This window comes from Oceanicaulis sp. (assembly GCF_965249665.1).
Taxonomy (GTDB): Bacteria; Pseudomonadota; Alphaproteobacteria; order Caulobacterales; family Maricaulaceae; genus Oceanicaulis.
Map to the genome: position 1 here is coordinate 1,156,876 of NZ_OZ252247.1, position 21,176 is coordinate 1,178,051.

24 protein-coding genes and 1 tRNA gene are annotated in these 21,176 nt (G+C 62.2%); 16 read left to right on the forward strand and 9 right to left on the reverse strand.

Annotated features, from left to right (window positions below):
- Nucleotides 1–36: 36 nt before the first annotated feature.
- Nucleotides 37–1,209 (forward strand): saccharopine dehydrogenase family protein, encoded by a 1,173-nt coding sequence (locus tag ACP154_RS05445; protein WP_421861124.1) that lies wholly within the window; start codon nucleotides 37–39, stop codon nucleotides 1,207–1,209.
- 256 nt (nucleotides 1,210–1,465) lie between these two features.
- Here ACP154_RS05445 and hslV read toward each other — a convergent pair whose 3' ends face one another.
- Complete coding sequence (hslV, locus tag ACP154_RS05450) at nucleotides 1,466–2,020, reverse strand: ATP-dependent protease subunit HslV (RefSeq protein WP_107712020.1); 555 nt, start codon at nucleotides 2,018–2,020, stop codon at nucleotides 1,466–1,468.
- Nucleotide 2,021: 1 nt separating this feature from the next.
- Complete coding sequence (locus ACP154_RS05455) at nucleotides 2,022–3,011, reverse strand: complex I NDUFA9 subunit family protein (protein WP_421861122.1); 990 nt, start codon at nucleotides 3,009–3,011, stop codon at nucleotides 2,022–2,024.
- A 228-nt stretch (nucleotides 3,012–3,239) separates the two neighbouring features.
- Between ACP154_RS05455 and ACP154_RS05460 the strand changes: the two genes are divergently transcribed.
- Nucleotides 3,240–3,326: transfer RNA gene (locus tag ACP154_RS05460), tRNA-Leu, on the forward strand.
- Nucleotides 3,327–3,500: 174 nt separating this feature from the next.
- Here ACP154_RS05460 and ACP154_RS05465 read toward each other — a convergent pair.
- Complete coding sequence (locus ACP154_RS05465) at nucleotides 3,501–3,971, reverse strand: MarR family winged helix-turn-helix transcriptional regulator (protein ID WP_421861120.1); 471 nt, start codon at nucleotides 3,969–3,971, stop codon at nucleotides 3,501–3,503.
- 111 nt (nucleotides 3,972–4,082) lie between these two features.
- Here ACP154_RS05465 and ACP154_RS05470 point away from each other — a divergent pair, with 111 nt between their 5' ends.
- Nucleotides 4,083–4,502 (forward strand): organic hydroperoxide resistance protein, encoded by a 420-nt coding sequence (locus ACP154_RS05470; protein WP_421861118.1) that lies wholly within the window; start codon nucleotides 4,083–4,085, stop codon nucleotides 4,500–4,502.
- A gap of 35 nt (nucleotides 4,503–4,537) precedes the next feature.
- Here ACP154_RS05470 and ACP154_RS05475 read toward each other — a convergent pair whose 3' ends face one another.
- Entirely contained in the window at nucleotides 4,538–6,289 is a 1,752-nt protein-coding gene (locus ACP154_RS05475) for a YadA-like family protein (protein ID WP_421861115.1), read from the reverse strand.
- A 2-nt stretch (nucleotides 6,290–6,291) separates the two neighbouring features.
- Nucleotides 6,292–6,570 (reverse strand): hypothetical protein, encoded by a 279-nt coding sequence (locus ACP154_RS05480; RefSeq protein WP_421861112.1) that lies wholly within the window; start codon nucleotides 6,568–6,570, stop codon nucleotides 6,292–6,294.
- 197 nt (nucleotides 6,571–6,767) lie between these two features.
- On the opposite strand from ACP154_RS05480, the gene ACP154_RS05485 reads away from it, so the two are divergent.
- The 7 genes from ACP154_RS05485 (at nucleotide 6,768) to ptsN (ending at nucleotide 12,448) form a co-directional block, all read left to right on the forward strand.
- A complete protein-coding gene (locus tag ACP154_RS05485; RefSeq protein WP_421861110.1) occupies nucleotides 6,768–7,382 on the forward strand; it encodes a ribonuclease D in 615 nt (204 codons plus the stop codon).
- Nucleotides 7,383–7,453: 71 nt separating this feature from the next.
- Nucleotides 7,454–8,170, forward strand: coding sequence for an LPS export ABC transporter periplasmic protein LptC (lptC, locus tag ACP154_RS05490; protein WP_421861107.1), 717 nt, complete (start codon nucleotides 7,454–7,456; stop codon nucleotides 8,168–8,170).
- On the forward strand, nucleotides 8,167–8,748 hold the full coding sequence (locus ACP154_RS05495) for an LptA/OstA family protein (RefSeq protein WP_421861104.1): 582 nt from the start codon (nucleotides 8,167–8,169) through the stop codon (nucleotides 8,746–8,748). Before lptC ends, ACP154_RS05495 begins: the two co-directional genes overlap by 4 nt.
- A 64-nt stretch (nucleotides 8,749–8,812) precedes the next feature.
- Entirely contained in the window at nucleotides 8,813–9,571 is a 759-nt protein-coding gene (lptB, locus tag ACP154_RS05500) for an LPS export ABC transporter ATP-binding protein (protein ID WP_421861394.1), read from the forward strand.
- 12 nt (nucleotides 9,572–9,583) lie between these two features.
- Complete coding sequence (gene rpoN / locus ACP154_RS05505) at nucleotides 9,584–11,095, forward strand: RNA polymerase factor sigma-54 (protein ID WP_421861101.1); 1,512 nt, start codon at nucleotides 9,584–9,586, stop codon at nucleotides 11,093–11,095.
- 206 nt (nucleotides 11,096–11,301) lie between these two features.
- Nucleotides 11,302–11,940: a ribosome hibernation-promoting factor, HPF/YfiA family gene (gene hpf / locus ACP154_RS05510; RefSeq protein ID WP_133724444.1), complete on the forward strand. Its 639-nt coding sequence runs from the start codon at nucleotides 11,302–11,304 to the stop codon at nucleotides 11,938–11,940.
- A 43-nt stretch (nucleotides 11,941–11,983) separates the two neighbouring features.
- On the forward strand, nucleotides 11,984–12,448 hold the full coding sequence (ptsN, locus tag ACP154_RS05515; protein WP_421861099.1) for a PTS IIA-like nitrogen regulatory protein PtsN: 465 nt from the start codon (nucleotides 11,984–11,986) through the stop codon (nucleotides 12,446–12,448).
- Nucleotides 12,449–12,514: 66 nt separating this feature from the next.
- On the opposite strand, the gene ACP154_RS05520 is transcribed toward ptsN, so the two are convergent.
- Nucleotides 12,515–13,375: an isoaspartyl peptidase/L-asparaginase family protein gene (locus ACP154_RS05520; RefSeq protein ID WP_421861095.1), complete on the reverse strand. Its 861-nt coding sequence runs from the start codon at nucleotides 13,373–13,375 to the stop codon at nucleotides 12,515–12,517.
- Nucleotides 13,376–13,551: 176 nt separating this feature from the next.
- Between ACP154_RS05520 and ACP154_RS05525 the strand changes: the two genes are divergently transcribed.
- Entirely contained in the window at nucleotides 13,552–14,052 is a 501-nt protein-coding gene (locus ACP154_RS05525) for an Hsp20/alpha crystallin family protein (RefSeq protein ID WP_421861091.1), read from the forward strand.
- Between the two features lie 144 nt (nucleotides 14,053–14,196).
- Nucleotides 14,197–14,970 carry an SDR family NAD(P)-dependent oxidoreductase gene (locus ACP154_RS05530; RefSeq protein ID WP_421861088.1) on the forward strand — a complete coding sequence of 258 codons (774 nt, stop codon included), beginning with the start codon at nucleotides 14,197–14,199 and terminating at the stop codon, nucleotides 14,968–14,970.
- A gap of 75 nt (nucleotides 14,971–15,045) precedes the next feature.
- On the opposite strand, the gene ACP154_RS05535 is transcribed toward ACP154_RS05530, so the two are convergent.
- Together ACP154_RS05535 and ACP154_RS05540 are read right to left on the reverse strand one after the other, a co-directional pair.
- Entirely contained in the window at nucleotides 15,046–15,564 is a 519-nt protein-coding gene (locus tag ACP154_RS05535; RefSeq protein WP_107712045.1) for a CC0125/CC1285 family lipoprotein, read from the reverse strand.
- Nucleotides 15,565–15,880: 316 nt separating this feature from the next.
- Nucleotides 15,881–16,513 (reverse strand): tetratricopeptide repeat protein, encoded by a 633-nt coding sequence (locus ACP154_RS05540; RefSeq protein WP_421861085.1) that lies wholly within the window; start codon nucleotides 16,511–16,513, stop codon nucleotides 15,881–15,883.
- A 62-nt stretch (nucleotides 16,514–16,575) separates the two neighbouring features.
- On the opposite strand from ACP154_RS05540, the gene ACP154_RS05545 reads away from it, so the two are divergent.
- On the forward strand, nucleotides 16,576–17,427 hold the full coding sequence (locus ACP154_RS05545; protein ID WP_421861083.1) for an SDR family NAD(P)-dependent oxidoreductase: 852 nt from the start codon (nucleotides 16,576–16,578) through the stop codon (nucleotides 17,425–17,427).
- Here the strand turns inward: ACP154_RS05545 and ACP154_RS05550 are convergent.
- On the reverse strand, nucleotides 17,424–18,167 hold the full coding sequence (locus tag ACP154_RS05550; RefSeq protein WP_421861080.1) for an alpha/beta hydrolase family protein: 744 nt from the start codon (nucleotides 18,165–18,167) through the stop codon (nucleotides 17,424–17,426). The genes ACP154_RS05545 and ACP154_RS05550 overlap by 4 nt on opposite strands.
- Nucleotides 18,168–18,274: 107 nt before the next feature.
- On the opposite strand from ACP154_RS05550, the gene ACP154_RS05555 reads away from it, so the two are divergent.
- The 3 genes from ACP154_RS05555 to infC all read left to right on the forward strand — a co-directional run bounded on the left by ACP154_RS05555 (nucleotide 18,275) and on the right by infC (nucleotide 21,024).
- A complete protein-coding gene (locus tag ACP154_RS05555; protein ID WP_421861077.1) occupies nucleotides 18,275–19,393 on the forward strand; it encodes a glycosyltransferase family 4 protein in 1,119 nt (372 codons plus the stop codon).
- Nucleotides 19,394–19,397: 4 nt separating this feature from the next.
- Nucleotides 19,398–20,384 (forward strand): glycosyltransferase family 9 protein, encoded by a 987-nt coding sequence (locus ACP154_RS05560; RefSeq protein WP_133724450.1) that lies wholly within the window; start codon nucleotides 19,398–19,400, stop codon nucleotides 20,382–20,384.
- 100 nt (nucleotides 20,385–20,484) lie between these two features.
- Complete coding sequence (gene infC / locus ACP154_RS05565) at nucleotides 20,485–21,024, forward strand: translation initiation factor IF-3 (protein WP_107713625.1); 540 nt, start codon at nucleotides 20,485–20,487, stop codon at nucleotides 21,022–21,024.
- Nucleotides 21,025–21,176 lie beyond the last annotated feature (152 nt).

Sequence of the window (21,176 nt, forward strand, 5' to 3'; positions counted from 1 at the left end):
TAATGAGTGAACTAATATCTCAGGGAGGAGAGCCCCATGTCGAAGCGTGAATTTGACGTCGTCATCTATGGCGCCACCGGCTTCACCGGTCGCCTGGTCGCCGAATATCTCAGCCATGAATACGGCAAGACGGTCGCCTGGGCCATGGCGGGCCGGTCAGAAGACAAGCTCAAAGCCGTGCGTGACGAAATCGGCGCACCGGCTGACACGCCGCTTGTGGTGGCGGACGCGTCTGATCCGGCGTCACTCACAGCCATGGCCGAGCGGACGCGCGCCGTCATCACCACTGTGGGGCCTTATCAGCTTTATGGCGAAGCGCTGGTGAAAGCCTGTGTCGAAGCCGGAACCGATTATGTGGACCTGTCAGGCGAACCCGCCTGGATGCACGACATCATCAGCGCCTATGGCGACAAGGCGAAGGCGTCGGGTGCGCGGATCGTGCATTCGTGCGGGTTCGACAGCGTGCCTTTTGATCTGGGCGTCTACCATCTGCAAGCGCACGCGAAAGAGAAGACGGGAAAGCCGCTTAGCCGCATCAAGGGCCGCGTGCGCGCCATGAAAGGCACGTTCTCGGGCGGCACCGCAGCAAGCTTTGCCGAGACCATGAAGCGTGTGGCGGCGGAGCCAGAGGTGCTCAATGTCCTGATCGATCCCTTCTCCCTGTGCGAAGGCTTTAAGGGCCCCAAGCAACCCGCAGGCAACAAGCCGATCTTTGAAGAGGATCTGAACGCCTGGTCCGCGCCCTTCATCATGGCGGTGATCAACACCAAGAACATCCATCGCTCCAATGCGCTGATGGGTCACGCGTATGGCGAGGACTTTGTCTATGATGAGATGTTCCTGACCGGTCCGGGCGATCAGGGCGAGCAAATGGCGAACGCCATCGCCAATGATCGCTCCATGCAGGACAACCCGCCCAAACCTGGCGAAGGCCCGTCCAAAGAAGAGCGAGAGACCGGGTTCTACGATGTGATGTTCACGGGTGAAACGGCGGACGGCGAGCGCCTGACCGCCTCGGTGAAGGGCGACAAGGATCCCGGATACGGCTCCACCTCGAAAATGATTGCCGAATGTGCGCTGGCGCTTGTGAAGGATGTCAGCCGTGATCAGACGCCGGGCGGCGTTTATACGCCTGCGCCTGCGCTGGGCGATGCCGTGATCAAGCGCTTGTCAGAGCATGCCGGCCTGACCTTTACGATTGAGGGGTAGTCTTCTCTCGCACTCTATATGTCATCCCCCGGCTTGTCCGGGGGATCCATGTCGGTTGCTCTGATAACAGGGTCCGGCAGGGATTCACCGGATAAACCGGCGAATGACATGTTCTATAAAACTGAAACCCCGGCCAAGCGTAGCGCAGAGCCGGGGCCTCCATCAGAATAGGGCGCTTTACGCGGAGAGAGGTCCCGGGTCTCCGCTACGCTCGCCCGGGAATTCAGAGCTTTTTTAGTCAGGGTGACGAAAACCCCTAGCCCAGCGTTTCGACGGTCAGATTGCCGTTGGAATAGACGCAGATCTCACTGGCGATCTTCATCGCCTTGCGGGCGATGACTTCAGCGTCTTCTTCATAATCGAGAAGCGCGCGGGCCGCTGACAGCGCGTAATTGCCGCCCGATCCGATCGCAGCGACCCCGTCTTCAGGTTCCAGCACATCGCCCGCGCCCGTCAGGGTGAAGGTCTCTTTGCCGTCGGCTACGATCAGCATGGCTTCCAGTCGGCGCATATAGCGGTCGGTGCGCCAATCCTTGGCCAGCTCCACGCAGGCGCGCGCCAGCTGTTCGGGATATTGCTCAAGCTTGGTTTCCAGCCGTTCAAACAGCGCGAACGCATCCGCTGTGGCGCCCGCAAAACCGGTGATCACCTTGCCGCTCGACAAGGGCCGCACCTTTCGGGCGGTGGCCTTGACCACCGTATCGCCGATCGAGACCTGGCCGTCACCCGCGAGGACGACCTTGCCGTTCTTGCGCACGCTCAGGATCGTAGTGCCGCGCCAGCCGGGGAACTTACGCTCGGTATCAGGCATATTATGCAATCATTTCCGGATCTTCATTGAACTGGCCGCCCTTGCGATAGCGCACCAGATAAGTCGGGGTGATGGCTTCGACTGATTCAAGATCAATCCCGAAATCGGTGACGCGGCCCAGATCCTCATCGGTCAGGCCCGACACATTGTCAGATTTCAGCAAGGTCACCTGATCACGGGTCAGGAAGGGCTCGACAAAGGGCAGCGCCCCCAGGATTTCCCCGACCAGGCCCAGCGGATAGGCGGCGAAGAACGGCACGGGCGCCAGGAAGCGCTTGCGCCGGATCGTGGTCAGGATGAACTCAAGGATTTCCTTGAAGGTGTAAATGCCTGGCCCGCCCAGCTCATAGGTGCGCCCCGCGTATTTCGCAGGTGATTCCACCGCTTTCAGGACGCATTGGGCCACATCCCCGGCGAAAATGGGTTCAAACCGGGTCTTGCCGCCGCCGATCAGTGGCAGGGCGGGTGCGAAACGCGCCATGGAGCCGAACTTGTTAAAGAAACCGTCTTCGGTTCCAAACACGATGGACGGGCGCAGCACGACGGCGGATGGGATCGCCTCTCGCACGGCCTTTTCTCCGAGCGCCTTGGTGCGGGCGTATTCAGACGCGCTGTCCTCATCTGCGCCGATGGCGGAGATTTGCACGAAATTATCAATACCGGCCTCGGCGGCGCATTTGGCCACAAGGCCCGCGCCGTCCGCCTGCAGGGACTGGAAGTTCTGCTTGCCGCTCTGCGACAGGATCCCCACCAGATTGACCACGGCATGAGCGCCGTCGACGGCGCGGCGCACCGAGTCTTCATTGCGCAGATTGGCCTGGATCAGCTGGACCTGGCCGACCACGCCCATGGGTTTGAGCTCATGGGCCAGATGCGGGCGGCGGGTCGCGGCGCGCACCCGGTATCCAGCCTTGGCCAGTTCGCGCACCACATACCGGCCGATAAAGCCCGAAGCGCCGAAAACGGTGATCATTTCATTGCGAAGTGTCATGGTCCGCCCCTGAAAGGCTCGCACGCGCCAGTGCGTGCGACATGTAAGATAGGTTCATAGGGCGATAGACCAAAACGGGCGCCGCTGTCCATGCGGCGCTGTAATCGCAAGGCCGTATTGCAACGCGGTGAAAGCCTGTGGGCGCAGTCTATGCGGAATGTGCAGATCAACCGCGTGCTCCCCGTTGACAGCGCCTGATCTGCGCCGTATCACCCCCGCTCCTCACTTGCCCAGGTGGCGGAATTGGTAGACGCGCTGGCTTCAGGTGCCAGTTCCCGCAAGGGAGTGGAAGTTCGAGTCTTCTCCTGGGCACCATCCTTCTGACAATCTGGATTTCCCCTCTGGGGCAGGTTCACACCCATCCGGGTGATCGCTCCTCGCTTCGCTGCGGGCGGCCCTTGGCCTTGCGAACCCTTTGGGTTCGGGGTGTGCAGGATTGAAAGACGCCGCTGCACCTGCAGCGGCTTTTTTCGTTTCGGGCTTGGGCGATCAGCCCCCCGCACACTGCGCCTTTTTCAGCGCTTGTTCGCGCAGATGACCCAACGCCTCGATCCAGGGTTTGAGGTCGATATCGTCTTCGCTGGCCATGGCGTGCACGCAGGCGAGGGCATCTGTAGCCTGCGCTTGCAAGGCGCGGCCCTGATCGGTCAGGCGGATACGCACCACGCGCTCATCCCTGAGGTCCCGCGTGCGGGTGAGATGGCCCATGCCTTCCAGGCGCTTGAGGAGCGGGGTCAGGGTGTTGGTGTCGAGATACAGCCGCTTGCCCAGCGCCCCCACCGTCACATCGTCAGTCTCCCACAGCGCCAGTAGCGCAATGTATTGCGGATAGGTCAGCCCCAGCTTGTTCAGATAAGGCCGATACATCCGGTTGATCGCGGTGTTCGCCGAATAGATCGCAAAGCAGAGCTGGTCATCCAGCGTGGGAAGGTCGGGCGTCTGGGAGCTGCGGTCGGTCATGCCGGATCTTTCTGATTAATCGCGCACGATAATATCGCTGAGGCTTGACGCTCGCAAGAGGATGATTATATCGGGTTCGGTAATATCGCGTACGATATATAGGAGCCTGCCATGTCCATTCTCTACACCGCCCGCGCGTCCGCGAATAAAGGCCGTCAGGGCCGCGCCTGGTCTGATGACCAGCGGCTGGATGTCCAGCTCTCCACCCCGTCCGAGCTGGGCGGAGACGGAGGAGCGGGCACCAACCCCGAGCAATTGTTCGCGGCGGGCTATGCCGCCTGCTTCATGAGCGCCATGGGTCTGGTGGCCCAGCAAACCAAGATCAAGCTGCCGGCTGACGCGACAGTGGACGCCGAGGTGGGCATCGGCCCGCGAGATGCGGGCGGTTACGGTCTGGAAGTGACGCTGATCGGGCATCTGCCCGGGCTGGCGACCGAAGACGCCAATGCGCTGATGGCGAAAACCGAACAGGTCTGTCCGTATTCCAACGCCACCCGCGGCAATGTGAAAACCACACTCAAGCTGGGCTAGGGCCTGAAGATTGGCAGGGGGCGCTGACGGGCGTCCTACCAGCCATACCGCACGCCGGCCCGGGCGCCCACGCGTCCGGTCCGGTCGCCATACCCCACACCCATATTCGCTGACAGGCGTGTGTTGATGCGGGCAGTCGCAGAGACAGCGAGCGCATTTGAGCCGTCATACAGACCCCAGTTTGCAGTCAGCGCGAAATCCTCATTGGCCTGCAGCCAGCTGGACCCTGCCAGGGCGTTGGCGATGGCGACGCCATCGGTGTGCACGTCCATCTGGCCGGACAAGGCATTGAACTGGCTCGCAAGGTCTTTGACATCCAGCTGCAAGGCGCTGACATCGGTTCTCAGCCCTGCAATCGCCGCAGTATTGAGATCAATATCCGCGCGATTGCCCGCAATCTCGCGGCGATTGAGCATGATATCAGCCCGGTTTACAGCGATCCCGGCTGTGTTGGCGTCAATATCGGTCCTGTTGCTGGCGATATTGGCGGCGTTGACGTTGATCTCGCTGCGATTGCTCGCGATGGCGGTGGTATTGGCGTCGACATCCGCCTGATTGGCGCCGCCGGTTGCGCCCAGCGCCGCCAGCTTGGCGTCCAGCGCGGAGATGGCGCTGGCGTTTGCGCCGGTCGAAGACAGGTTCGCGGACACGCCCGCTTCAGCGCTGGTGACGCGGGTTTTCAGACTGGTCAGGTCCGATTGCAGCGCGCTCAGATCCGCGCTGGTCGCACTGCTCGCTTGCAAGGCCGTAATGGATGAGCTGTTTGCGGCGATCTGTGACAAGGCCGAGCCGTCATAGGCGATATTGCCAGCTGCATCGGTGGTCAGGATCCCGGTCACCGGTCCCTGCGCGGACTGGGAGGCTGCGCTGGTCACACCGGCCAGCGTCAGCGTCTGATTGCTGGCGCCGATGGCGATCTGGTTGGCGCGCGTGGTGATCACCCCGCTTCCCAAGGCGATTGAGTCGTCATGAAGCGCCTGCGCCTCCGCCCCCAGCGCAATCGCGTGCTCGCCCGTGGCTTCCGACAGGAAGCCGATGCCGATGGCCTCCTCGGCGCTGGCCCGGGCATCGCCGCCGATGGCGATGGCGTCAGTCTGGCTGGCGCTCGCGCCGGTCCCGTTCCCGTCGTGATCCGCGCCAATGGCGATCGAGCCATCGCCCTGCGCCGTCGCATCCGCGCCCACCGCAACCGACCCAATCCCGTTGGCCTGGGCATCATTGCCAAAGGCCGAAGCGCCAGCCGAGTCCGCCGTCGCGCTTTCGCCAAAGGCGGAGGCATGCGATCCCGAAGCTTCGGCGGATTGTCCGACAGCGGTGGTGTTTTCCTCATTCGCCAGGGCGCCTTCCCCGATCGCGGTGGCGTCGTCATCGCTGGCCTCGGCATTGGCGCCGACAGCCAGCGATTGCGATCCACTGGCCAGGGCTTCGGCTCCGATAGCTGTCGCGTCTTCTTCAGAGGCCTCTGACAACAGCCCGACTGCGGTTGTGAAGTCATTGCTGGCTTCAGCTCCGACCCCGATGGCGGTCGTCCCGTCTGCTGCGGCGTCGGCGCCTCTGCCGCACTGGGTGGAATCCACGCCTGCGCCATCCGCGCAACCCGGACCCACATTGGCGACAAAGGGCGCCGAAAAGCCCAGCGGTTTGAGTTTCAGAGGCCCGGTCTGGACGCTCTGAAGCGCTTGCAGCGCCTGGCTCAGGCCCGCCCGAGCGTCCGGTTCGAGAGCGTCCGAGCTGTCCAGCGCAATCACCAGCCCTTCAAGAGCCTCAATTAAAGCCGGGTCCGTCATGCTCAGAGAGGAGGTGACAGCGCCCTGGCGGTAATCATGAACCGCCTTAGGCTCTTTTCGGGCTCAGCGACAGGGATGGTCCGGGTTCCCGCCTCGGGCGATCCGACGGCGTCGGAAACACTAGCGCCGTCGTGAAAAGACGGTCCGGCTTTATCAAGGGGCGTCTTTGGCAAGGACAGCACGCTGGTGATGGCCTCTCCGGTCATCATGCTGGCGCTGGCCTGCACGGACAGGCCGAGCGCTAGTCCGGCTCCGACCGAGAGAAGATATTTCTTTGTCATGGCGTCGCCCCCGCCCCACCCGATGTCTCGTATTAAGACTTTATACAGAAATAAGGCGCGCCTTGGCGAGGTTTGATCCCGATGTGCGATCAATCGCTGATCCTGTGATGCGCTTGGGCGACGGTCTGCATTGACCCTATGGGGCGAACGTCCGATACCCTGAACGTTCAGGACAGATGCAGCCATGGAGCGCAAGCATGACCATTCACTTCCATCGCGGAGATCTGCCGGACGGGCTTAACCTGGGCAAGCGGGTCGCGATTGACACCGAAACCCAAGGGCTGTCTTTGGTGCGCGATGGGTTGTGTCTGGTCCAGCTGTCAGCGGGCGATGGCGAGGCCCATATCGTCCAGCCGGACCGCAGCACGTATGACTGCCCCAATCTCAAAGCGCTGCTGGCTGATACGAATGTCGAGAAGCTTTTGCATTTTGCGCGCTTTGATCTGGCGATCATCGAGCGTGATCTCGGCGTCACCATGACGCCGGTCTATTGCACCAAGATCGCGTCCAAGCTGGTTCGCACCTATACCGACCGTCATGGCTTGAAGGATGTCTGCCGCGAAATCGCGGGTGTGGAGCTGTCCAAACAACAGCAAAGCTCGGACTGGGCGGCCCATGATCTGAGCGAAGCCCAGCTCAATTATGCGGCCTCTGACGTCTTGTATCTGCACGCCATTGCAGACGGCCTGACGGCCATGCTTGAGCGCGAAGGCCGGATGGAGATGGCCCGGGCCTGTTTCGACTTCCTGCCCCAGCGCGCGCGTCTGGACCTGATGGGCTGGGACGAGACCGATATCTTTGCGCACTCCTGAGCCTGCTTGCGCAGGACGGCGATGACCGTCACAAAGGGTGCAGCCTTGTTTCAAACGGAGCCAGACCGCTAATGTCTGCGGCCCTGATACATGCGGATGGCCAGATGATTGGCCAGCGCCGCGCCAAATCGCTGGCTGACGCCCGTCGGCGCAGTCGCTTTGTGGCGGGTCTGCGTGGGGTGTTGATTGCTGCGGCGGTTCTGGTGGCGCTCAATGCGTTGATCCAGATGGTGTTGTCCGGCGGCTCCGAACGCCCGGCCACTGACGTGGCGATCAGCGCTGGCGCTGGCGAATCCGAACGCATCATCAATCCACGCTTCACCGGCCGCGATGAGGGCGGCGTGCCTTATGTCATTACGGCGGAAACCGCTGAACGCCGCAGCGGCGCGCAACAGTCTTTGACGGACCTTGAGCGTCCCACCCTGGATTATGCGCTGCTTGACGGCGGAGCGGATGCGTCGCGTGTGCTGGCTGAGCATGGCGTGTTTGACGATGCGAACCTGTCCTTGCAGCTCGACACGAATGTGCGGCTGACCACGCGCTCGGGCTATGTCTTCGATACGCAATCGGCGACGCTATATTTGCGCGAAGGCGTGGTGACAGGTCCGGCGCCGATGCAGGGCCTTGCGCCCTGGGGCGCGGTGCGCGCGGATCGGTTCGAAGTACGAGACGACGGCCAACACATTATTCTGGAAGGGGATGTGCGCACTCGCTTTGACGCAGCCTCCACCCCGACCGCGACAGACGCTGACGCCGGCCCGGACCGGTCAGAGGAGAACGAGCCATGACCTTGCGTACCCTGACCGCCGCTGTACTCGCGGCGCCGCTGCTGATGACGGCTCCCGCCCTGGCGCAATCCATCGGCCCGGGCGAAGGCCCCGCTGATATCAGCGCCGATCGCAGCGAGCTTTTCGACGCCCAGGGACTGGTCGTTTATTCTGGCGATGTGAACGTGGTGCGCGGCGGCGTGCGCCTTCGGGCGGACCGGCTTGAAGCCTATTATGTGCGGCGTGACACGGGCGGGCGCGAACTGCGCCGCATCGTGGCCGAGGGCGAGGTGTTCTACGTCACCGAGACCGAGATCGCGCGCGGTGATCGCGGCACGTATGATCTGGTCAATGACGTGATTGAATTGACCGGTTCGGTCGTGCTGACCCAGGGCTGCAACGTGTCCACTGGCGAGCACCTCTATGCGGAATTGGCGACCGGGGTGGCGCGTCTGGATGGCGGCGAGAACAGCAATGATCGCGTGCGGTCTGTGTTCTTCACCGATGATGACGCCGCAACCGCGCAAACTCCGCAGGACTGCCCCGCGCCGGTCATTCCGGGCGACGGCCCGCGTCCCTACGAAGAGCCTGAAGGCTAGGTCTGCGCGCTGAACGTGTCAGACTTCACAGTTTTTTAGGCCGTCGGAGTTAAGCATGACGACCATGGAATACGAGCGGATCGACGCGCCGGACCAGGCGTTCGCCGGGGAAGGCGTCCAGGTGCAAAATCTGGGCAAGTCCTACGGCAAGCGCGTTGTGGTCAAGAATGTCTCGCTATCGCTTAGACGCGGTGAAGTGGCGGGGCTTCTGGGGCCGAACGGGGCTGGCAAGACGACCTGTTTTTACATGATCACCGGCCTGGTATCGGCCGATCACGGAACCATCATGCTCGACGGCGAGGACATCACCGGCCTGCCCATGTACCAGCGCGCACGGCTGGGCATCGGCTATCTGCCGCAGGAGGCTTCGATCTTTCGCGGTCTCACGGTGGTCGAGAACATCGCTGCAGTCGCAGAGATCGTCGAGCCGGACCGTCGGCGGCGCGAGACCTTGATCGACGAGCTGCTCGAAGAGCTCCATATCGATCATTTGCGCAACAGCCCCGCCATGGCCTTGTCCGGCGGCGAGCGTCGCCGGGTGGAGATCGCCCGTGCGCTGGCGGCGCAGCCGAGCTTCATGCTGTTGGACGAACCCTTTGCGGGCATTGACCCGCTGGCCATCGCCGATATTCGCGATCTGGTCGATTATCTCAAACAGCGCGGCATCGGCATTCTGATCACCGACCACAATGTGCGCGAAACGCTCGAGATCACGGACCGGGCGACGATCATACATGACGGCGAAGTCTTGTTTGAAGGCGCCCCTGACGCGGTGCGCAATGATCAGGACGTGCGTCGCTATTATCTGGGCGAAAGATTTTAACTAGGCATCTGAATGGCGGGACTGGGACATAAGCTTGAGGCTCGACAGGGCCAGGGTCTGGTGATGACCCCTCAATTGCAGCAGGCTATCAAGCTGTTGCAATTGAATAATATCGAGCTGGCCGAGTTTGTGGAGACCGAGCTTGAGCGCAATCCGCTTCTGGAGCGCGATGAACGTTCAGACGCGCCTGCCCTTGATGAATCCGCCCCGTCTGATCCGTCCGAAGCCGCCAAGACCAAAGACGGCGACGAACTCAGCTTTGATGCGCCCGGCAAGGCGGATGAGTCCTTCGACGCCGACACCGAGGCGATGTATTCTGATTCCAAATCCGACATGGCGGGAACCGAGAGCGCGGCCGGATCGGTGGACTGGTCTCGCGCGGGTTCGGGCGGCTCGTTCAATGCCTCTGAATTTGACGCCGCTGACCATGCCAGCCGGGAAAAAACCCTGCATGAGCATTTGCATGATCAGCTGGCGGATCTGGCCTTGCAGCCTGCCGACCGGCTGATCGCGGCGCATTTGATCGATCTTGCGGATGAAGACGGCTATTTGCGCGCTGATCTGGGCGAAACATCTGACCGGTTGGGCGTTACCCGCTCTGAAGTTGAAGCCGTGCTCTTCGCTTTGCAGAAGTTCGAGCCGACGGGCGTTATGGCGCGTAATCTGCAGGAATGCCTGGCGATGCAGCTGGCTGAGCGCGACCGTCTGGATCCGGCCATGGCGGCGCTGGTGGATCATCTGCCGCTTCTGGCCAAGCATGATTATGCAGGGCTGAAAGCCTTGTGCGGCGTGGACGCCGAAGATCTTGAAGACATGATCGCAGAGCTCAAGCGTCTGACTCCCAAGCCAGGCCTGGGTTTTGGTGCGGATGGCGAGCGGGCCGTCGAAGCGGATGTAATGGTGCGCGAGCGCCCGGATGGCGGCTGGGCTGTGGAGCTCAATACCGATACCTTGCCGCGCGTTCTGATGAATAATCGCTACGCCGCCCAGATTAGCGCTTCGGCGCGGTCAGAGGACGAGAAAGTCTTCATCAGCCAGTGCACCCAGAACGCCTCCTGGCTCGTCAAAAGCCTTGATCAGCGCGCCCGGACGATCCTCAAGGTCGCCAGCGAGATCGTGCGACAGCAGGACGCCTTCTTCGCCAAGGGCGTGGCCTGGCTGCGCCCGCTGAACCTGAAAACGGTCGCGGATGCGGTGGGCATGCACGAATCCACCGTCAGCCGGGTGACGTCCAACAAATATATGGCCACGCCGCGCGGGCTGTTCGAGCTGAAATACTTCTTCACATCCGCCATCGCATCGGCGGACGGCGGTGAAGCCTATTCCGCCGAAGCGGTGCGGTTCCGCATCAAGGCGATGATCGACTCTGAAACGATTGAAGATGTGATGAGCGACGACAAGATCGTCGAGCGTCTGCTGGCGGACGGCGTGGACATTGCGCGCCGCACGGTCGCCAAATACCGCGAAGCCATGAACATTCCCTCTTCGGTCAAGCGGCGTCGCAAGCTCAAGGGCATGGGCTGACCGCCACATATGTTGCGCTGCATGATGCGTTTGCCTCATCCGCCGTTCACCGTGTCGCACCGGTTCTGATTGACGGCCTGGCTTGCCTGCAGATACCGTGAATGTCCGGTCTTTCGACAGGCCGGCCGCGCCCGGCGCGGGAGTGACCCTTGAGGGGTCCAACGCGCCGAAGGCGCGCTCTTGGACCCCAGTTGAAGGGAGCTCTCATGTTTATCCAGTTCGTCTCCAAAGGCATCGATGTGTCCCCCGCTCTGCGCGAGCGCATGGAGACCCGCATCACTGACGCCGGGTCAAAATACTTCAATCGACCTGCCGAGGCCTTTGTCGTCGCGAGCAAGGAAGGATACGGCTTCAAGGTGGACATCTCGCTCCATCTTCCATCCGGGGCTTTTCTTCAGGCGTCCGGCTCGGCAGAGGAGGCGTATAGCGCAGCCGAAGACGCCGCCGGGCATCTGGAAAAACGATTACGGCGGTACAAACGTCGCCTGAAAGACCATCAAACGAATGCAAAGGCTGACTTGCCGGCGGCGGAGCCGACCCCTGTCATGGTGCTGCGCTCAGACCGTCGGGCCGTAGACGTGCCTGACGACGAGCACGAAGAGGATGATGGCGGCGCGGTCGGTGGCGATGAGCCGGTGATCATCGCTGAACAGGCGGCGGAGCTGAAGACCCTCACTGTTTCCATGGCGGTGCTGGAAATGGACCTGGCTGATGCGCCTTTCGTTCTGTTCCGTAACGCCGCGAACGGCGCCATGAACTTCGTCTACCGGCGCCCTGATGGTCATGTGGGGTGGATTGATCCGTCCCGAGGCGCTAAAGACGCCTCCAGCGCGGCTGCGGAGTGATCGAAACTCACAGCCGCTGGGGTAGTCAGCAGTTGAGCGTTTCATGGCTCTGAGCACACTTATTTCGCCAGGCGGTGTGTCCGCCGAACTGGCCGCGTCCAGTCGCAAACAGGCTCTTGTGGGTCTGGCCGAGCTGGCGGAGCGCGCCCTGGGCGTTGCGTCGCGGCCCGTTCTGGACGCCGTCATCGAGCGCGAGAAACTCGGATCGACCGGGGTGGGGGATGGCGTGGCCATTCCCCATGCCCGCACCGATCTGGTGGACCGGGTGTGCGGCGTGTTCGCACGGTTGAAACAACCCGTGGACTTTGACGCCATAGACGGTCAGCCGGCGGATCTGGTGTTTTTGCTGCTGGCGCCGGAAGACGCTGGCGCAGACCATCTGAAAGCCCTGGCGCAGGTGTCGCGCTTTTTCCGGCGTGAGGATTTGCGTCGCGCCGTGCGCGCCGCGCCGGATGCGGATGCGATCACGGCCTTGCTCAATAATGGCGTGGAAAGCGACGCGGCCTGATCTGTTCGTCTCAGACTGATTTTAAAAAGCCCCGACCTGATGGCCGGGGCTTTTTGTGTGGATCCGTCAGCTCATCTGTACATCAATCCGGCCATCAGAATGGACGATGGCGCGCTTCATGCCGGGCGAGTTGAACTGGGCGGTGACTGCGCCAGAGGCGTCGACCGCGATCAGCCCGCCTTCGCCGCCCAGACGCGCCACATCGGCGAGCGCGCCTTCGACGGCTTCCGCCAGGGGCCGCCCGGCGTATTTGACGCGGGCGGAGACGTCGGCGGCGGCGTTGGCGCGCATGAAAAATTCGCCCTGCCCCGTACAGGAGACCGCCACACGTTCATCCGCCCAGGTGCCCGATCCAATGATGGGCGTGTCCCCCACCCGGCCCCAGACCTTGTTCAGCGTGCCGCCAGTGGAGGTGGCCGCCGCGAGCCGACCGTTTAGATCGAGCGCGACGGCGCCGACCGTGCCGGTGGGAATCGGGCGGGGGTCCGGATCGGCGGCGGATTTGTAATAGGCGTCCGGGTCCTCAACCTGAGCGAGCCCGGCTTTTTCCGCAAAGCTTTCAGCGCCCTTGCCGGCGAGCAAAACGTGCGGCGTAGATTCCATCACGGCGCGTGCAGCGCGGATAGGGGAAAGAAACCCTGTGAGGGCGGAGACGGCGCCAGCATTGCGATTGGCCCCGTCCATCACCGCGGCGTCCAGCTCATACCGTCCCGCCGCGTTGGGCGCGCTGCCCTTGCCCGCCACATAAAGCCCTGAGGCTTCAAGATCTGCGACAGCCTCCACCACGGCGTCCAGAGCGGATTGACCAGCCAGCAGCGCCTCCCGCGTGCGTTCCGCCAGAGCGGTCAGATGAGCGATCTCGCGCGCATAGCTACGCTCGGCCAGCACGCCCGCGCCGCCATGGAGAACCAGAACCGGTGTCGTCATCACGCCCTCATCGGTTTGAATTGCAGGCTCACTTATCATCCTTGACCGCAAGCGCCTAGCGTGGCTGACGCACGCGTCTCGCGGTCGCATGGCGAGCAATTCCCTTTCTGATAGTATGGTTATTCTGGTCGTTGAACCGACCGGGCCATAGAGCTGATCAGAACAGGGAGAGTGTGATGACTGACACGGACACGACGCCGATAGAACGTTCCATCCTGCCTGCACAAGGATCCATGGAGGCGTTTGAACGTTTGCGCACGGATATGATGGATGTGGCGGAGAGCTTCTGGCGAGGCGCGCCGCTGCCCTGGATGTCGACGCCTGCCTGGCCGCTCGCGAATGGTTGGGGGCCGATGACTCCGCCCGTGGATATGAGCGAGACGGAATCCGCTTATGTGGTCACGGCTGAATTGCCGGGCCTGAAGAAAGACGATATTGTGGTCGAAGCGGACAATCATTTGCTCACGATTTCCGGGTCCAAGGAGGATGAGCAAAAATCCGTGCGCAAGCACCACCAATATGCCGAGCGCCGATATGGCGCCTTCAAGCGCATTTTGACCCTGCCTCGGGACGCCGATGTGGAGGCTGTGGATGCCGTGTTTAAAAACGGCGTGCTCACTGTCACCCTGCCCAAGCGTGAAGATGTGGCGTCAGGCCGGAAAGTCCCGATAAAATAGTTCCCTTCAGCGTGATGAGCCTGCGCCGCCCGAAGCGGGGCGGCGCATTTTCTTTTGTTCGCGCCCGCGGTATGAAGTTTTCGAACGCGCCGGAGGGCTCCGGCGTCCAGCCTTCGATCGATAAAGCCTAAAGGGGAGAGATTCATGGACTTCAAAGGCATCGCAGCCGTCGTCACGGGTGGCGCATCAGGTTTGGGCGAAGGCACCGCCCGCCGTCTGGCCGCCGAAGGCGCCAAGGTCACCTTGTTTGACCTCAACGAAGAGCGTGGCGAGGCGGTGGCCAAGGAACTGGGCGGTGTGTTCGCCAAGGTGAATGTGGCCGACCCCGAAAGCGTCAAGGCCGGCTTTGACAAGGCGCGCGCCGCGCACGGACAGGAACGGGTTTTGGTGAACTGCGCCGGTATTGGCTGGGCGGAGAAGACTGCGCGTCGCTCGTCCAAGGGCGATATCGTGATGCACCAGCTCGACAAGTTCCAGCTGGTGATCAATGTGAACCTTGTGGGCAGCTTCAACTGCGCCGCGATCTCCGCCGCCGGCATGCTGGAGCTTGAGCCTGATGCGTCCGGTCGCGGCGTGATCGTGAACACCGCGTCCGTCGCCGCTCAGGACGGCCAGATCGGTCAGGTCGCCTACGCCGCCTCCAAAGGCGGGATCTATGGCATGACCTTGCCGATGGCGCGGGATCTGGCGCGAGAAGGCGTGCGGGTGAACACCATCTTGCCGGGCTTCTTTGAAACCCCGATTTATGAGCAGATGCCGCCGGAAGTGAAAACCAATCTGGCTGCGAACCTGCAATTCCCGCAGCGCTTCGGCACCCCGGCGGAATACGCTGATCTGGTCGCCTTCATGGTGTCCAATGATTACATCAACGCTGAATGCGTCCGCCTGGATGCTGGCGCGCGCATGCCTCCGAAATAAGGGCGATTTTAGCGCTGAAACGACAAACCCCGGAGCCTTCGCTCCGGGGTTTTTCATGAGTGCGTCTGGCGGTCGCTAGCTCTCGACCGGTCGCCGGACCCGTGGTCCCAGATTCTGCACCACTTCGCGGGCGTTGAAGGCGTCCGGCGTATCCGGCGTGGCGCCCCGGCCCAGAACAATCTCCGCCATCGCTTCATAACGCGTGACTTCGCGGATGTTCACGTCATTCCAGAACGGATCATAGCGGCCATACCAGCCGTGGGCGGGATGGAAGTAACGATACTGCAGGCCGAACCGGTCATAGGTGCTGGAGCCTATCAGTCGGGTCTCGGTTTCAGTGTCGCGCTGGGCGAGACGGAAATAGTCATAGCCCTGATCGAGCGTCAGCTCTGCGGCGCGATAGAGCAGATAAGTCTCGACCGTGTCGCGGTCTGTCAGAGAGTTGCCGCTGAAGCTGATGCGGAACCGGTCGGATTCAACCTGTTGCTCTGTCAGACCATACCGGCTGTCACCAGCCGGAGCGTAGGGCGTTGGACCGCCGGCGCAGCCTGCCAGGACTGCAGCCAGAGTGATGATGGTGATGGATCGCAGCATGATCTCAGTCCTCTCATGACCTCTGCCCTGAATATGGGGGGAAGCGCCCGCCAAGTGAAGGCGGGCCAGACAAAATTAACCTTGCAGGCGCTGACCTCAGCTAGAGCAGGATATGCCGGCCCCGCAGGACGACGGTGTCCTTGTCCGCATTGAGAATACGGCGCCCTGTTGGGGACAGGGTCGGGCCCCGTCCTGCTTTATGCGCTTTGCTAGATGTGGCTTTGGCGAGCGCCAAAATGCTGAGAGAACGCCGCATAACAACCTCCTGTATTGTTTCAGGAGAATTATTGCACTCAAAAGTTGTTCTTGAAAAGCCTCAACCCGTGCGCCGGGCGTCAATAATGCGGCCTCGAAGCACCAGCACGTCTATATCCTCTGGTGACAGGGTGCGGGCGGTTTCAATATCGCTCAGAGCCTGATCATAGGACCGCAACGCCAACCGCGCTTCGGCGCGCAGGCGCCAGAGCGTGGCCGAGGCATCGTTCCGGGACAGGGCGCGGCTGGCGGTGTCTTCCGCATCGGCGAACGCTTCAAGCGCCAGATAGGTCCGGGCAAGCCCGCCCAGAAGTACTGTATCGTGTGGCGCAAACTCCAGCGCGGCTGTGTAGCTGATCAAGGCCTGATCGTATTCCTCAGCGGTCAGAAAGGCGTCTCCTGACTGACCAAGCATGATGGCGCGGCTCAGATCGCTCGCGATGTCCGCATCAAGCGCGGCTTCGCGCAGGCGCAGGGCCCCAGGCGCCTCCTGACCCAATGCGATCAGCGCAAGCGAGACGCAATGTTCAGCGGGCCAGCCGCCGCCCTGATGCCGCCAGGTCAGCGCGTCCTCATACGCCTCTTCGGCATCGTCCTGGATGGCGCCCAGACAGGCTTGCAGCCGGTCTTGATCATTGGGCGCCGGGGTGAGCGCTGTTGCGAGCAGGGCGGAGACGATGAGCACAGGCGCCATGGGCGGGTTTCCCTCGGGCTGGATTGAGCGTTAAGCCTATCGGCCAGATCAAGGAGACGTCCATGGGCGCACGCAGCATCTGTCTGTTGGGGTTCGGCTTCACCGCCAAGGCGGTCGCTCGGCGACTGAGCAATGAAGGCTGGCGGATTCACGCCAGCACGCGGTCTGACGTGCAGGCCGAACAGATCCGGGCGCAAGGCTATCAGCCTGTCCTCGCGGATCCCGCAAAGCCCGTTGATCACCGCACCCTGCGCGCGGCGGTCGGCGCCTGCGACGCCGTGCTCGCCTGCGCCCCGCCGGGCGAAGCGGGGGATCCGTTTCTGCCAGCATTACAAGCGGAAACCCTGAAAGGGAAATGGCTGGGATATCTATCGACCACAGGTGTTTATGGCGACCGGCAGGGCGGCTGGGCGTTTGACTATGAGCCCGTGAGCCCCGGTCAACAGCGCTCGATCCGGCGCGCTGCGGCGGAGACGGACTGGCTGAAACACGGTGCGCGCCTGTTTCGACTGGCGGGGATTTATGGTCCGGGCCGCTCCGCCTTTGATCGGCTGGAGGCGGGCAAGACCGTGTTTGACAAGCCCGGCCATGTGTTCAGCCGTGTGCATGCCGACGACATCGCCCAGGCCATCGCGCTGAGCCTTGATCGGCCGGACGCGACAGGCGCGTTCAATCTTGCGGATGACTGGCCGGACACTCAAGCGAACGTCATGCGCGGCGCCGCTGAAATCGCCGGCTTGCCCGGACCGCAGATCGAACCCTTCGATCCCGAGAACGCCACGCCCATGCAGGCGAGCTTTTATGCGGAATGCCGCAGGGTATCGAACGCGCGCGCCAAAGCGGCGCTGGGCTGGCGGCCGAGCTATCTCAGTTGGCGAGAGGGGCTGAAGGCGATCTGGACTCAGACAGACTAGCCGCTGACGCTTTCGATCAGCCGGACGAGCGCCGCCAGATCCTCCGGCGTGCTCAGTCCATGATCGCCCGCTTTGGACAGCTCGTAGCGCACATCGTTGGTGGTCAGCTGTTCGAGCACGCGCAAGCCATGGCTCCACGGCACGTCCTTGTCCTGCCAGCCATGCAGGATGCGCACGGGGCCGTCAAACCGGATGGGTGCGTTCAGGAGGCTCCACTGGCGACCATCCTCGATCAAAGTCCGGGTGATCGCATAGGGCTCGCCATAGGCGTTGGGCCGCAACCATTGGCCTTCGGTCTCGATCTGCTCTCGGATATGGAAAGGCAAGTTTTCCCAGATCAGGCTTTCGGTGAAATCTGCAGCGGGCGCGATCAGCACCAGCGCTTTCACCCGTTCAGGCCGCGCCATCGCCGCCAGGAGCGCCATCCAGCCGCCCATGGAGGAGCCCACCAGGATTTGCGGCCCGTCCGTACACTGGTCGAGCATATCCAGCGCATCTTGTCGCCATTGGGTGATCGTGGCGTCCTGCCAGGCGCCTTCGGACGCGCCATGCGCGCTGTAGTCAAAGCGCAGATAGGCGCGGCCTGTCTGGTCCGCCCAGTCCTGCAAGGCAGTGGCTTTCGTTCCGGTCATGTCAGACTTGAACCCGCCCAGAAACATCACGCCGGGCCCGTGACCGGGACGGGCGCAATAGGCGAGGCGGGGCTGATCAGGGCGGTCGAAGTGTTCAACTTGGGTCATCTCATCGGCCTCCAGGGCGGCGGTCATGGTTTACGGACCGGGCCGGTCGCGGTTATCTGATCATATCGCGGGCCGTCAACAGGCCCGCCGGTAAAAGGCGAACGCGTTTGAACATCTTGCAGGTTATCCCCCAGATGCATGCGGGCGGCGCGGAGCGTACGGTCCTTGAAGTGGCTGAAGCCATTCTGGCGGATGGCGGCCAGGCGATCGTGGCCAGCAGTGGAGGGCGTCTGGTGGCGGAGCTTGAAGCGCTGGGCGCGCGTCATGTGACGCTGGATCTGGCCACCAAGAACCCGCTCAGGATCTGGACCAATGCGGGCAAGCTGGCGCAGCTGATTCGCTCCGAAAACATCGATATTATTCACGCTCGCTCCCGTGCGCCGGCCTGGAGTGCGAAATGGGCCGCGCGACGCGCCCAAATCCCTTTTGTGACCACCTATCACGGCTTCTACAAAGCCAAATCCCGTCTCAAGCGCTGGTATAACTCGATCATGGCGCAGGGCGATCTTGTCATCGCCAATTCAGAGTTCACCGCCCGGCATGTGCGCGAAGAGCACCTGATTGATTCAAGCCGCCTGCGCATTATCCCGCGTGGGGTCGATCTGGAGCAGTTTGATCCGGCGCTCGTCAATCCAGAGCGGATCAAGGCGCATCGCGCAGCTTGGGGCGCGGGGCCGGAAAAGCTGGCCATCGTGCTGCCCGGACGCCTGACCCGATGGAAGGGCCAGCTGTTGATGATTGAGGCGCTGGCGCGGCTCAGGCTTGAGCCGGCGCCCTTGCTGGTGTGCCTGGGCGAAGGCGGCGACAAGCCTGACTATCAGGCGGACATCAAGGCGGCGGCGGATGCGGCGGGCGTTGATCTGGCCTTGCCGGGCCACACGACAGACATTGCGGCGGCGTATCTTGCGGCGGATCTGGTGGTTTGCCCCTCGCTCGAGCCTGAAGCGTTCGGGCGCACCGCCGCTGAGGCCCAGGCTATGGGCGCGCGGGTGATCGTCGCCGATCATGGCGGAGCGCGTGAAGTCGTCAGCGACGGAGAAACGGGCTGGCGCGCGGCGCCGGGCGATGCTGACGCCTGGGCTGAAGCGGTCAAAGCCGCCTTGTCACTGAACGCTGAAGGCGCCAACACTCTGGCGCTGGCTGCACGCAAGCGCGTCAGAACGCTTTTTTCCAAGGTGCAACTGCAACAAGCCACCTTGCGGGTCTATCGGGAGCTTCTAGACTAAGCCCATGTCCGAAGACGAAGCTGACAAAGAACAGATCCTGGTGATCCATGAAGGCGCGCTCACAGACGTGGTGCGCATGCTGGCGCCCGCCAAGATGATCCGCGATCATCATCGCAAGGCGCGGATTACCCTGCTGTGCGGCGAGGAATATGAGGGCCTGCTCAAGCATTGCACCTATTTCAACGCCGTTGAGACCAATCTTGACGACACCGCCAAGCGCAACTTCTTTGACAGGCTCAAAGCTGCCCGTAATTCAGGCTTTGACGTGATCTATGATCTGTGCGGCAGCGAAGGGGCCAAAAAGATCGGTCGCGCTGTGCGCTTCTCCAAAACGCGCTGGGTCAGCGCCGCGCCGCGGTCGGATCGTCCGGGGCATCCGCTTGAGCAGATGGCCGCCCAGCTGGGCGAGGCGGGCCTGGGCCCCACCAGATATCTGTTGGGCGAGGCGCCGCCGCCGGATTTGAGCTGGATTGATTTCGTCGCCAAACGCTCGCGCACTCTGGAGCCGGCCTATTTCGGGCTTCTGGGGCGTTACGCCCTGTTCGCGCCAGCGGGCGAAGACGTGCTGCCTGCGCAGCGCTGGCCGAAAGAGCGCTGGGCGTCTTTGGCGCATGAGCTTCTGGAGGCCGGCGTGGAGCCGGTGATCGTGGGCGGGCCCAACACGCGCGAAGTGGGCCGTTATGTGGCCCATGTGACGCCGGGCGCTCGTGATCTGACCGGACGGGCGAATCTGATTCAGCTCGCCGGGCTGGGTCGCAAGGCCAGCTGCGCCTTTGGCGAGGCGGCGGGATTGCTGCATTTGATGGCCGCCGCCGGATCGCCCGCCGTGCTGTTCCATCCCGGTGAGCACGCGCCGCTCGAGAGCGCGCCGCGGGGCTTGTCGCCCACCTTGCTGATGCACGCGCCGACCCTGGCGCAGATTAACGCAAAAGAGGCTGTTCAGGCCATGCGCTGTGCTGGAGGCTTCGCTGACGCCTCAAACGCGGCGTGACGACCTTGATTTTCGCCTGTTATTCGCGGTATTCGCTACCGCTCACGGGCAAAATCAGCTATTTTGACCGTTCCACTCGCAGTCGCCATGGAGAAGACGCATAGCACGACGTCCGCATGCCGCGCCCCCGCCTAAGAAAGAAGGGCCGCGCATCAACAGAGAAATCCGCGTACCGCGGGTTCTGTTAATTGATGAATCTGGGGAAAAACAAGGTGAGATGCCAATTGACGCAGCGCTTGAAGCCGCGTCAGAGGTTGGTCTCGACCTTGTAGAAGTTTCGCCAAACGCCAACCCGCCGGTCTGCAAGATCGTCGATTACGGCAAGCTCAAATACCAAGAGCAAAAGAAAAAGGCTGAAGCTCGAAAGAAACAGAAGACCCAGGACGTCAAGGAAATCAAAATGCGTCCGAACATCGACACCCATGATTACCAGGTCAAAACCAAAGCCATGACCCGGTTCTTCGAGGATGGCGACAAGGTCAAGGTCACCCTGCGGTTCCGTGGGCGCGAAATGGCGCACCAGGAACGCGGCATGGATGTGATGAACCGCGTCAAAGCGGATTTCAGCGAAGTCGCCAAGGTCGAGTTCGAACCCAAGCTTGAAGGCCGTCAGATGATCATGGTGATGGCGCCGCGCTAGCGTTTCTGGACGTTTCGCCGCACGCCAGCCGATAAAAAACCCTATCGCTTTGAGCGATAGGGTTTTTTCATGCGCCGTTCAGATTCCATCGTCACTATGGGGCTTGCGATTTGTTAAAAAAGGGTTGGTCGCTCAAGGATCGATCTGGCCCT